This is a genomic window from Pseudomonas palmensis (assembly GCF_017848315.1).
Classification (GTDB): Bacteria; Pseudomonadota; Gammaproteobacteria; order Pseudomonadales; family Pseudomonadaceae; genus Aquipseudomonas; species Aquipseudomonas palmensis.
Map to the genome: position 1 here is coordinate 71,414 of NZ_JAFKEC010000004.1, position 12,491 is coordinate 83,904.

Sequence of the window (12,491 nt, forward strand, 5' to 3'; positions counted from 1 at the left end):
GTGATAGATGGCACTAAGCCAGTCAACACCCGTCCGAACGTCCGCTGTCAGTGTACAAACCCTATAGGTCTCTGCTTCCCGGCAGTTTTGAGGCGGGTTTCAGCGATGAGCGCGCAGGCCAACTCGTTCGCATTGGCGAAGGGTTTGAAGCGCGCTTGCCTGGCCACCGAGGCAAAGTCGCCTGGGGTCAATCGCTGTTCGCTTCTCAGCCGCAGGCTTGCCGTCTTGGTGGGGTCCTTGAGTTTAAGTGCCTGCAAGTGGGTGCTGAACAGTTGCTGTACCTGGGGTTGGTCCAGGTAACCAAAGTAGATTTTCATGTCGAAGCGGCGCAGCGATGCTTCGTCCAGATCACGGATCAAGTTCGTTGAGGCAATGAACAGGCCACGATAGCTTTCCATCTGGGTGAGCATTTCGTTTACCGCTGTCACTTCCCAGCTTTGCTTTGCCTTGCGTCGATCCTGCAAAAAGCTGTCGACTTCATCGAGGAGCAGTACCGCGCCGTCCTGAGTGGCTTGTGCAAAAGCTTCGGCAAGATTCTGTTCGGTCTGGCCCACATACGGGGAAACAAGATCAGATACCCGTTGCACCATCAGTGGCCTGTCCAGTTCCTGTGCTAACCAACAGCCGAAGGCGGTTTTGCCAGTGCCAGGAGGCCCGTAGAAACATAAGCGTGCTTCAGCGTGCTTGCGTAAACCTTCGACCAGACCATCGAGCGGTACATCGGTGTTGATCAGTTCAGGCGAGTAAAAGCTCGGCAATCGCTGGCCCTGTGCGCCCTCCAACTTGTCAAAACCTTGGGCTTTGAGTGTGCTGTCGACCAGGCACTCGCCCGTTGCATCAAGCTTTTTGCCGGCGCGGGGATTCAGGCTGCGGGCGATGCGAACCGCGCGAGTGATCACTGCCGGTGTTGCATGTTCATGATCGATAAGTTTCTCCACAAGCTCATTGCCCAGCTTGTCGGCGCTGCACTCCCTAATGATTTGCTCGCGCTGTGCCCGAGGCGGGTTTGGCAGGTTGATGACCAGATCAAAGCGGCGAATGTGCGCCGCATCCAGCGACTCGACACTGTTGCTCAGCCAAAAGCAGGGCAGGGCGTTTTCTTCGAGCATCCGATTGATCCAGCCTTTCTGTGCCTTGCTGCGGGCACCCATACCCATGGGTGTGGGGCTATCGAAAATGTCTTCGATTTCATCCAGGACCAGCAGCGATTTGTGCGAATGCAAGACGCTCATGGCCGAGCGCAATGCGCACAAGCGCTGGCTGGCACTGACCGGATCGCCGTCACTGTCGGTGCAGGCGATCTCATACAGATCGGTATTCAGTGTTTTGGCGAGCAGGCGGCTCAACTGTGTCTTACCCGTACCTGGCGGGCCATAAAGCAGAGTGTTTACCCCGCTTCGGCCTTCGACCAATCCCTTGGCCAGGTAGGCTTGGGCGATATCTACGTGCTGACGCAGGTGTTCGTATTTATCGAGCCCGAGCTCACCCGGCGGGCTAAGCCTGAACGCATACTTGAACAACTCGATGGGCTCGTCCTGATTGAAACGCATCAATCCCGGCAAATCAGAATTACCCACGCTCAAGCGGCTGCTCAGGGTGGTGACCGAGCAGGACAGGGTATTGACTTCAAGCAGACCCGACCGGACCAGTTGACCGTCGTTGCTCAGATACCGTGTCAGTTGCAGCTGTGGAATATCCAACAGGGTGCTGAGTACAGCGAGCATGCGGTTGAAACCGAGCATTCCCAGCTCGTCGGCAGCGTTGGTGAGCGTCGGATCGGTATGCATCAGGACACAAAAACCGAGAATGCGGAGTTCCGCCGCATCAAGTTCGAGCAACTCTCCCAGCGCCTCAAGATTTTCTTCCAGCATGTCGGGGTATCGTAGCTGGTGAACGTCTCATCAAACAGCTTGCGTTCGCCCTTCAAGCGCAAGAGCGCCTGGCGTGGGTGGAAATCCTCTTCATCGATCAGCGCTTGCAGGCCCAGTTCGATGGCCAGTTCGTCATCGTTAAAGCCATGCCGCTGGATAAGATTCCGATGCCCGCCAAGATCGAGCATCATCATGAACGACCACTTCAGGGTCAGGGCGCAGGTGTCCGCGTTATGGGGGCCGGAACTACGTACATTACTGCGATTCAGCGAACGCGGGATGGGCACGACGACTACTCCTGATACTGGCAAGACATGATCATGAGGCCAAGGTGCGTCGTAATGTGTCGCGCTCGGGTCAGGGGTGGAATGGCGATAGATGCCGTGTCGAAAGAGGCTGGCATTCTGATGCGCAGTCCTTGCTGGTGATGAATCAGAAGCAACGGGATGGACTCTCCTCACCTCGGGATCTTGAGTGTCAGACTGCAAGTGCGAACCTCAGTCAACAGTGAGAAGGGGGCCGGATTCCCGGCGTGGAAGTCCACGCCATCCACCACTTGAGCGTCAATCATTCATAAGCCAAGGCTTCAGTTCCTTGAGATTGGTCACCACGATTTGTTGCGCTTCAGGATTAGTGGTCAGGTTTCTGGGGTCGATCTGATAGCGTTGCAATACATACTTCACCAGCGCCCTGCGACTGGGCACAACTAGCTGGCCATCAACCATGCCGAAGTCGGTTTCGATGATTGACTTCTGCGCCGCGTTCAATCGCCCATCGGCGGCAAATATCACCGGTATTTCGGTGTTCCAGTCTTCATCCAGCTCACGAGTGTTTGGCGATTCGTCGAGCAAATCCGGCTGGCCCCGTAGACGGCTGAGCACAAAGTCGCGGTACTGGGCGTTCTTCTCGCAGTAAGCCCGCACATGCCAGCGCATACCGGTGTAGACCAACGTGTGAGGGGCGATGAGACGAATTTCCACGTTAGGGGTATTGAGCGACACGTACTCGGTTTCCAGGCGCAGGCCATCGCGACACGCTTTGAGCAGCGGGCGTAGTACCTCTGGGCGAATCGGGCGATCCGGGACCTCCAGCACCTTGGTGTGGGCGTAGGCTAGGGCGAGTCCATCGATGTGCGGGGCGCGTTCGTTGTTCTGATAAAGCAGGTGCAAATAGGCGCTGGCGCTGTCGTCGATGAACAGCGGGGTGAACGTCTTGCTGGGTACGTAACCCTTTATTTTTTTGTCATATGTAAGATTTTTGGGCGCATGTTCCGTGATGTAGGTGTTGATGTCCTTGGACGCCTGCTGACGGCTGATGCCGAAGCTCTGTATCAAGTGTCCCGTGGTCAACCGGCCCTCCCACCAGGCAACTGTCTCGATCAAGCGATAGCGAAGTGCCAGGTCCCAGCGGACCTGTTCGATGGATTGTTTGCGTTTCATACCCTCTCCATGTGCGTGAATACTTTACCTGTATAAGTCTACATTCTAGACCTGTCACTTAACACTACATATCTTGTGTCTGGCATTCGAAATGAATTGAAGTCACGGAAGGAAGTGGGCATGAGTATGTCGGAATTGGTTTCGACAGGGGCGTTGGTGATGATGGTGGCAATACTGCTGGTGTTACTGCATCAGTGGTTGAGGTTGCGTGACCTCTGGCAGATGGCTATGGATTGCCAAAAGAGTGCGCGCTGGGCACGGATTTGGGAGGCAGAGAACCGCGAGTTGCGTTCGGCACTGCGCGCTGAAAAAGCACACATCGAGCAGTTGCAAAGAAAGCTGGTGATTTTGCAGGAATTGATCCCGGCTGAGGGATAAGGGAATGGACATGAACAGACTTGAGCTGATCAAAGGTTGCCTGCTGGGTGGCGCTGTCGGTGATGCGCTTGGCGCCCCCGTGGAGTTTCTCGAGTGGCCGCTCATCGAGGCCAGGTTCGGTCCGCAGGGCATGATTGATTTTGCCCCGGCGTATGGCATCACCGGCTCCATCGGCGACAGCACGCAGATGATGCTGTTCACCGCAGAAGGCTTGCTGCGGGCATATGTGCTTGGGAGTTCACGGCAGCCTTGCCATGTCCCCAGCATTATTCATCACGCATTGCTACGTTGGCTGACGACCCAGGATTACCCCTCGCTGATACCGGTCGCCACAGATGGCTGGCTGATCAAGGATGTGGAGCTCTGGTCGAGGCGTGCCCCCGACTCAACTTGCCTGAGTGCACTCAAGGCCAGTGGGTGGCTTGGGGCGGTTGCCGAAAACCACAGCAAAGGCAACGGTGCCTTGGTCCGTGCTGCACCCTGTGCATTCTTTGCCAATGCATTCCACCACGCGGCCCAGTCCGGACGGCTGACGCACGGGCATCCGACATGCTATCTGGCGGCTGGGCTGTTTGCCGACATTCTTCAGCGTGTTGTCGATCGACGCGACAGCCTGGAACACGCAGTGACTCAAAGTCTGGCCAGGTATGGGCAAGTGCCTGGCATGGAAGAAACTCGCAACCTCATCGAGCGCGTGCTGTTGTACTTTTACGAGGGTTACTTGCCCACCCCGCAACGCATCGACGATTTTGGCGGTGGCTGGGTCGCAGAACAGGCGCTGGCCATCGGCCTGTGGTGCGCGCTGACCGCACGATCACTTGAAGAAGGGCTGGTCACGGCGGTCAATCACAGTGGTGACAGCAGCAGTACAGGGCTTGTCGTCGGGCACTTGTTGGGCGCGCAGTATGGCACCGCCACCGTTCCTGCTCGCTGGCTCGAGCGCCTGGAACTGCGTCAGGTGATTACGCAGGTAGCTGAAGATCTTGAACACGTTGCGCATGCGTACTGTGGGCTTGACGGCGAGTTTGATGAGCAGATTGAACTGGCGTATCCGGGGAGTTGAGCACGGTGAAGGCAGTGAACTTGCGCAGCGGAAAAGGAGCTTAAAATGCCGATCAAACCCAGACCCTTCACTTTTGAATGTGAAGGTTGTGGTTGGACGAAAACAGTGGCTCCGCAGAGTGATGCGTTGGCGCCCGGTGAGTGGATCGATCAGTGCCCGAAGTGTGGGAGCAAGGCGCTGAAGATGCGCCCTGCGGGGTGGTTTGCGGGGGCGGTGGCGGAGCTGTTGGCGCGGCGGCGATTTTGAGCGGGTGGCGGATGACCGTAGCACCTGCCTGATCGACTAACGTACAGGCCGGGGATGTGCATCCTGGCCTGTAAGGGCCTGCTATAGGGCAGACCCGGGTTCCCAAAAGTGCGCGTTCAGGCATTTAGCGGCGTATTCGAGTGCGCAGAAAGTCATCAGGCTCGGCAGAGGTTCTCGTGCGAACGAGTTCGCAAGCCTCCAAGGCTTTTCGAGCGGCCAGCTTGAGCTTTCGACGAAGGCCCTCGCATTCATCCACCAGTTTTTCCAGCCCGGAAGAATCGAACATTTGCTCAGATATGGGAAATGCTCGATCTATTCTGTCGAACAACACCGTTCCCCCTATTTCCAGCGCATCGAGCTTGAACCCGTTGAACTCGCCTTTGCGGCTCTCCAGCTGCGCTATATCGGTTTTGAGGGCCTGCTTGTAGGCATCGAACACTGCGTCGAGCTTGCTGGTAACTTTCCCGACCACATCCACTTTACGGTTGATAGAGCGCAGGAACTGGTCAAACGTCCGGCGGCTCGAGGGGTAGTCTTTCTTGCGTGTGGATGAATAGGCGCACATGCCCGCGTATTCGATACCAGCAAAGCTCAGGTCGTCGGCTACCTGATCCATGATCTGGCTAATGTCGTCTTGAGACTTCACATCTGCCTTGTTCAGCACGATGTACAGCGACTCTCCGCGAAACGGCGTGGATTCGATGAACTCGATATCGGACTGGTCGATGGTTCCGGCCGGGTCGAGTCCGATGACCCAGACCAGTGCCGATGCCTGATTGACCAGGGAAGCTGCAGTGCTGCGGTCGGAAGCCGCAGCCCCACCCGTATTACCAGGGTTGTAGCCGGGCGTATCGATGATGCACAGGTTGCCGAACAAGTCCGGATCCATGGGAACCTTGACGCTGATGAAGGGCAGGATGCGCCGTAGGTCGAAGCCGAAGGCCTGGACATATTCGTGGCACATGGATGCGTACAGGCTGGGCTCCAGGTCGATGGCCCCTCCGTTATACGAATAGCCCTTGATCCGGGTTTCTTCGGAACATACAACGTAGCTGGGTACCACGGTCACCGGGTTAATGCCAGTCGCCAGTTGCACGCTTGGGTTATGGATGAAGCTGTTGACGAACGCCGACTTGCCGCTACTGAAGCCGCCAGCAATGCTCAGGATGGTTTTGCCGGCAATGCTCGGGAAGTTGTTCAGCATCTGCATCTCGGCGAGAATCGCCTGCATATCGAGCATTGCCTGGGCTTCGCCGGCCAACGACGATTCGCGACTGGCGAACTCCATGTAGTCGTGGTTGATCAGGTCGGCGAATCTATCCAGCTGTTCATTGGTGGGTGGTTGCTGGGCCAGGACTTTGCTCACCAGGGAAAATTTTTCAGTGAGCGACAGGTGTTGCTTGTTGATGTCTGCGTAGTTGTTCTCCAGGTGCTGCTGAGAGGCCTTGAGTTGCTCGGTCAGGCTTTCCAGCAAGTCGACGTTCTGCTCCGTGGACAGTAACTGGTTTTTATGTTCCTCCAGATACGTCTCCAGTTCGGCTATTTGTGCCAGTGCCTGAGCCTTGCGTTCTTCCAGCTCCGCAGCATTGGCCCGTTCTGCCTCCAGCTGGGCAGTGAGCGCTTCATTGTTCGACTCCAGCGAGCCGATTTGCGCAGCCTGCCCGGCGCACTGTTCGGTCAACCGGTGTTGGGCGTCGTTCAATGCTTCGATCTGCTGGCGCGCGTCGGACAGCGTGTGTAGAAGTTCAGCGATACGCTGTTCTTTTTCGATCAGTTCTTGCTTGCGATCTGCCAGGTGCTCTTTAAGGGAGGCGATCTCGGCAAGCGCCTGAACCTTACGCTCTTCCTGCTCTGCCGCATTGACCCGTTCTGCCTGCAACTGGGTGGTGAGCACCTCATTACGCGATTCCAGCGTGCGGATCTGCTCTGCCTGCTCGGCGCACTGATCGGTCAACATCTGTTTGACGTTATTCAGTTCTTCGAGCTGCTGTCTAGTATTGGTCAGCGTGCGCTGAAGCTCTGTGATGCACTGTTCCTTGTCGACAAGCTGCTGCTTGTGATCGGCAAGGTGCTCTTCGAGCCCTGCGATCTGGGCCAAGGCCTGAGCCTGTCGCTCTTCCAGGTCCTTCGTGTAAACCTTGGCCTGGGTCAGCGCGAGCATGGCCTTCTGGAGCTTGCTCTTCTCCTGCGCAAGGGCTTCGGCGGTCGACGCCATGTTGGCTGTTTCAACCTGCAAAGCCTCGGTAAGCGAGTCGTTGCGCGACTTCAGAAAGCCGATTTCGTCGTTCTGGCCAGCGCACTGAGTGGTCAATTGCTGATTAGTGCTAAACAACGTGTCGAGTTGCCACTGGGCATCGTCCAGATGCCCCTTAAGTTCAGTTGCCAACTTCTTACGCTTGAACTGCCAGAACCGGGAGAGCGACTCCAGCGTCGATCGTGCCTGTTCATTGATACTTGGCGGGTTGCTCACAGGGTGACCTCTTCGGCCTTGCGCGCCAGACGTTCAAGCCGATCAATGGTTTGAGCCGCGTTGTCGACCTGATCCTTGAGCACATTGATCCTGCGTTGAATCTCGTCGACGAACGAATCGGAGATGGTGGAAGGCGCTTTGCGCTCAACATCGTTGATAAACGAACTGATCTTGCTTTTGACCTTGCTGCCCAACGAACCGATGAAGTCATCGGCTGCGTCCTTGAAGCGTTCAGCTTCGTAGCCCTTGAGCGTGCCGTTGCTTTTCAGGCTCTCGGGCAAAGGAATGCTCAGGTCAAAGTCATCATCTGGAATAGAATCAATGATTGAGTTAATCGCGAGCTTGATCATTTGCCCATTGGCATCTTGTTCAAGTACCTCACGGATCTTCGGGGTGAGGTTCCGGGCCAGTTCTTCGTTCAATCCACGGTGAGAGCTCTCCACCTTGGCACCCAGCTCATCTTGGATGTCGTTCATGAACTCGTTGATGGTGGAGATGACTTGGCTACTGATGATCTTGGCGCGGACGACCGTTTTTTCTGTAGTACCGCCACCCCATAGTTTGCGGGCAATCCAACTTCCAACCCCGTCGTTGTCGACTGTAATGGTTTCACTGAAAGAGCCTTCCGCGTCTTTAACAGTGGACTGTGTCTCACGGAGCAATTGCGCAGCTATCTTGCGCATGTCGTCACGCAACTTCTGGCGGTAGTCAGCCATGGTGTATTTGAAGCTGACATCCAGTTCCAGCGAGAGATCCAGTCGCTTCGACTCCAACGAAGCCAGCTGCTCGTCCAGCTGATCCACATTGGCGTTCTTGATCTGGATGACTTGGTTACGCGCCAAGTTGATGAGCAGCGCCTTGAATGCCTCAAGGTTCTTTTGTTTGCGAACCATTAGGTTGGCGATTTTTTCGCGTGTGATCTCAGCTTTCTTCTCACGCACCTGTGCAAGCATGGCGTTGATCGCGTCAATATTCGCCAGGCTGTCCAGGCTGCTCAACGACAGTTCCTGATTATCGCGGGTGAAGTAATCCGGGTAATCGGTGGACAGGTTGTCCCACGTCACCTGCTCGTTCGAGTCCCAGGTTTCTTGCGAGTTGAAGCGGCGGTTGAGGCTGTGGCACAAGCCTGAGCTATGCAGCAGGTTACGGTGCACCGAGCCGATCAGGTTGTCGAACACCGAGCCTACCTCCGGGCTGCTCAGCTTGAGGTCTGTCAGGGTGCTCTGCGCCCGCGCCGACAGTTGGGTGCGGATGGCTTCCACTGCATCGCTCAAGCGCGCGCGCTTTTCGCTGCCGTACAGCTGTGTGTCGATCTGGCTGGCAACCAGTACCAGTTCCTGAATGCCTTCCTTTTGGGTAATACGCCCCATCACCTCAAGGTCTTGCTCATTGAGGAACTGGCCGGCCGGGCTGACGATGAACACCACGTCGCAGGTTTTCAGCAGTTCGACCGTGCGCTCTTCGCGCGACTGGACCGGATCGTTCATGCCGGGGGTATCGATTATGCAGATATCGCGCAGCGCCTCGAGCGGCATGGCGACATGAACCGTCTTGGTGAACGGCATGTACGTGCCGTCGGCACCTACATAGTTGTGCAAACGAGCCGCCAGCTCTTTCGGGTTACCTGCCTGAATCTCGCTGTGCAAGTGCAGAGTGGCCGCATCGAGACCAGACCTCTTCATACGCTGGTACTGGTCGTATGCCGCGAACAAGCCTTCTTCGCGTTGCAGTTCACTCATGGCTTTTTTATCGGCCATGAGCGTCAGCTGCGCCATATCGAGGGGCGCGTCATTGGCCTGGGCGTTACGGCGCTTCACCAGCTCTTCCAGGCATTCGCGCTTGCGCGCGGCCAGCCGTTGCTCGAACTGGTCCGACTTGAAGCGGATCGCGGCGATATCCGTTTCGCTGTAGAACTCGACTTTGGCCTGGAACACTTCGCCCCAGGTGATGGTGGTCAACGCAGCAGTCATGGGCGTTGCGGCTTTGGGTAGGATCGGCTCGCCATCAAAGATCAACGCATTGAGCAGTGACGACTTTCCAGCTTTCACGCGACCGACAATACCGATGTTCATCAGCCGGTTCTGGTCTTGCAGAGTCTGGCATGCTTGCGCGAGCTGTTGCGGTTGGTCGATGCCGTTTAGCCGCTTGAATTGCTCGATTTCGCGCTCAAACAGGTCCTGGTTACTTGCGGCCAGTGTGTGCAAGTTTTCGCTAAAAGCGACGAGTGATTGGTAATCCATTAGGTCGTCCGCCTTACTTGTAGAGGTGTTCGTTTGCAGCGGCTTTTACTGCGTTAGCAAGGTTTTCCAGAACAGCGGTCTTTTCGCTGATCTGAGCTTCAAGCTGCAGGCTTTCTTGTGCGATTGAGTCGATTACGTGTTTTTGCTTGTTGATCTGCTCTTCGAAGCCGTCGCTGATCTTCTTCAGCATGGCGTTGAGCTGTTCGTCGATAATTGCCGGAATCTTTCCGCGCAGTTCCGCCTTGATGTTGGGGAATACTTCGCCGGTCAGTTTCTGGCGAAACGTCTCGCGCTCGTTACCGCCGCCTTTAAACATCTTGAGGATTTCGGGCAGGAAAATGATCACCAGCTCTACCAGTGGATTGACCACGGTGGTGGTGACGGCGAGCACGGTTGAAAGGCTGCGATAGAGCATGACGCCGCTTTTTTTGTCGTCCTCGGCCCGGTTGCTCAGGCGTGTAGACCAGTCGCTGAGCATTTCCGTGGTGCGTTCCAGCGAGAACTTGACCTTGTTGGAAAGCTCTTCGCTCCAGTTACCACTGATGTCCAGCACAGACATCTGGCTGCTGGTGGCACTCAGGTTACTGGCAATCCGGTCGACCATGCTGGTGGAGATGTCCTGCACTTCAGATTTGATCGTGCTGGCCAGGCTGCTGCGGATGATGTCGGAGAGGGCATTCGACAGGGCGCTCGAGTTCTTGCTGCTGCCCAGCGTGACCAGTTCGTCCAGGGAATCATTCAGCGCGTTGTCCAGACCGCGCAGGCTACGGTCGAGCATTTTCCCCGAGTAGCGATCCTTCAGGTCCGACTCCACATCCTTGCGTTGCTCCAGCAGCTTGACCAAGGCCTGTTCGAGTGCGCGCGCGGTTTGCTCGCTCTCGGTCTTGTCCTTTTTCAGCATGCTCAGCGCTAGGTTGATCTGCGCCAGCAATTCAAAGTTCTGATCCTTGAGGATGTCGATGAACAGACGCGAGAACAGCGCGTCGGGCTGCAAGGCGGTCAACGCACGCGTTAGTTCTTCGCCGCCCCGGTTGCCGAGCGTAATGCTGCGGCAATGCTCGCCGAAATACACCCCGAGCTGGTCGTCAATGTAAGCCTGCACGTCTTCCACTTGGTCGGCGGCGCGCAGATTACATTTACTTAGTAGGAACGTGAAGTCCGTGTTATAGGTTTTCAGCTCGTCGAGTTTGCGCAGCATCGATTGCGTAATGTTGCCGTCCTCGATGCTGGTCAGCACCACAAAATGCACACCGCGCGGCAGGTAGTAAGCAATCGCCTTGTTGTGGTTTTCCAGCGATGAGCCAAACCCGGGCATGTCGACCAGTACCAGAGGCGCAATGGCTTTCAACGCCTCGCTGTCGAGGTACAGGCGCAAATGTGAAAACTCGCTGGAGCGACGATTGATTGAGCTCAACGCTTCGACAGGCAAGCGTTCCTGCACACCATCGGGCTTGATCGCCAGCAGATAGGGCTCGGAGGAATAACGCAGTTCGGTCGCCAGTTCAGTTTCCGGCGCAATCCCAACCGGCAATATGTCCTTGCCCATCAGCGCGTTCAAAAGTGAGCTCTTACCGGCGCTGAAGGCCCCGATTACGGGAACTACAAGCTCGGTCTCCATTACTTTGGGGAGCAGTGACTGATCGAATGAAAACGCTTGGCCGTTGAGCAGCGCCTGCATTTTCTTCAAGTAGGTGGCGAACGCTTTCTGGCTGTCGAGCATGGTGATAATCCTTTAAGTGTTGAGGGGCTGCGCGAAGCCTCGGCATAGAGGGCACTGAGGCTTAAGCGTTGGGATATTCAGGGTACTGTTGGTTTTTAATTCGTCGTGCGAGAAGGGCTCCGGCCCGCCGTTCACCAGGTCAGCGCGTCACTGCTTAGCGTCGGTCCAAAAGCATTGAGTGCAATTGAAGGCGTGGGGCAAAGGCATGAACACGTCCTTGTTTATAGGGTATTGATCGCGCATGTCCTGTAACTGACGTCATATCGCTTCCCGGATGAGATGGCGTTGGGTAAATCCTATAGATCGGCGCGATGTGATTTGCCTGCATGATGGCACTTTGATTCGGTATCGTAAACTGTCAACAAAACGCCCATATTCCGACGATTTCTTCAGCGGAAAGACGCATTCTCAAGCCCTTGTGCGGAGGTGCATGCCTGAAAGTTTTACCTGTGTATTTAACCAGTATTTAGGCGTTATTCGTTTTACAGCTAGCGGGGTGGGGGAGAACGAAAGCAGGCCAAGTTTTTTGCTCGACAGTGAGCGTGTGGCGCTGCAATTATTTTTTTGGTGATGTCTTATTGATATTGTGCCGGTCGCGTTTTGGGTGGTGGGCCTCGCTTGGTTATCCCGCGAGCTGACAGGAGCAGCAATTAATTGTGGTTGTTATTGGTCTCGTCATCGCATTGATCGGCTTTGCGATAATGTCCCGTCCTTTCAAGATTGGTTTCGGCCTCTATTTGGCCTTCCTGGCTTACTACATCTACCTGTATGGCGGTAAAGGGGGGGTTGGAAGAGGCGTCCACTGCATTTTCACTCGTGTCTGGGGCGGTAGCCCTGCTAGTGCGCCAGTTGCAGGTGAGGAAGAGCTCGAGTACAGCGAGGCGTTTGCTGCGATGATTCTAGAGCAAGAGGAAAGTGGCTTTCAGAAAATGGATGCTGACGACTTGCTCGCGTTACTCGAGCGCAAGCTCAGCGAGACTAGGAGCGGGAGATAAGCTGCGCTCGCGGCAAGGGCGAGATCAGGTTCGATCTCCCGTGCCTGGCCAGCGGCATGGCTGGTCAGG

General features: G+C 55.9%; 9 protein-coding genes. 3 read left to right on the plus strand and 6 right to left on the minus strand.

Translation table 11 applies throughout. The features are described from left to right. Window positions 1–47: 47 nt before the first annotated feature. The 3 genes from JZZ72_RS03965 to JZZ72_RS03970 all read right to left on the minus strand — a co-directional run bounded on the left by JZZ72_RS03965 (window position 48) and on the right by JZZ72_RS03970 (window position 3,310). Window positions 48–1,871, minus strand: coding sequence for an AAA family ATPase (locus tag JZZ72_RS03965; RefSeq protein ID WP_328825112.1), 1,824 nt, complete (start codon window positions 1,869–1,871; stop codon window positions 48–50). Next, window positions 1,787–2,158: a hypothetical protein gene (locus tag JZZ72_RS28055; protein WP_328825113.1), complete on the minus strand. Its 372-nt coding sequence runs from the start codon at window positions 2,156–2,158 to the stop codon at window positions 1,787–1,789. The genes JZZ72_RS03965 and JZZ72_RS28055 overlap by 85 nt, the downstream gene beginning before the upstream one ends. A 276-nt stretch (window positions 2,159–2,434) precedes the next feature. Then, window positions 2,435–3,310 carry a WYL domain-containing protein gene (locus tag JZZ72_RS03970; RefSeq protein WP_057711074.1) on the minus strand — a complete coding sequence of 292 codons (876 nt, stop codon included), beginning with the start codon at window positions 3,308–3,310 and terminating at the stop codon, window positions 2,435–2,437. A 120-nt stretch (window positions 3,311–3,430) separates the two neighbouring features. Here JZZ72_RS03970 and JZZ72_RS03975 point away from each other — a divergent pair, with 120 nt between their 5' ends. Together JZZ72_RS03975 and JZZ72_RS03980 are read left to right on the plus strand one after the other, a co-directional pair. Continuing rightward, a complete protein-coding gene (locus JZZ72_RS03975) occupies window positions 3,431–3,688 on the plus strand; it encodes a hypothetical protein (protein WP_015093398.1) in 258 nt (85 codons plus the stop codon). A 10-nt stretch (window positions 3,689–3,698) separates the two neighbouring features. Continuing rightward, a complete protein-coding gene (locus JZZ72_RS03980; protein ID WP_057711138.1) occupies window positions 3,699–4,751 on the plus strand; it encodes an ADP-ribosylglycohydrolase family protein in 1,053 nt (350 codons plus the stop codon). 370 nt (window positions 4,752–5,121) lie between these two features. On the opposite strand, the gene JZZ72_RS03985 is transcribed toward JZZ72_RS03980, so the two are convergent. From JZZ72_RS03985 to JZZ72_RS03995, 3 genes are read right to left on the minus strand one after another with little or no spacing between them, the layout of a single operon-like run. Further along, window positions 5,122–7,467: a dynamin family protein gene (locus JZZ72_RS03985; RefSeq protein ID WP_205519820.1), complete on the minus strand. Its 2,346-nt coding sequence runs from the start codon at window positions 7,465–7,467 to the stop codon at window positions 5,122–5,124. Beyond that, window positions 7,464–9,707 (minus strand): dynamin family protein, encoded by a 2,244-nt coding sequence (locus tag JZZ72_RS03990; protein ID WP_057711077.1) that lies wholly within the window; start codon window positions 9,705–9,707, stop codon window positions 7,464–7,466. Before JZZ72_RS03990 ends, JZZ72_RS03985 begins: the two co-directional genes overlap by 4 nt. Before the next feature lie 13 nt (window positions 9,708–9,720). Beyond that, entirely contained in the window at window positions 9,721–11,427 is a 1,707-nt protein-coding gene (locus tag JZZ72_RS03995) for a dynamin family protein (protein ID WP_205489179.1), read from the minus strand. 656 nt (window positions 11,428–12,083) lie between these two features. Between JZZ72_RS03995 and JZZ72_RS27675 the strand changes: the two genes are divergently transcribed. Next, entirely contained in the window at window positions 12,084–12,422 is a 339-nt protein-coding gene (locus JZZ72_RS27675) for a hypothetical protein (protein ID WP_186354989.1), read from the plus strand. Window positions 12,423–12,491 lie beyond the last annotated feature (69 nt).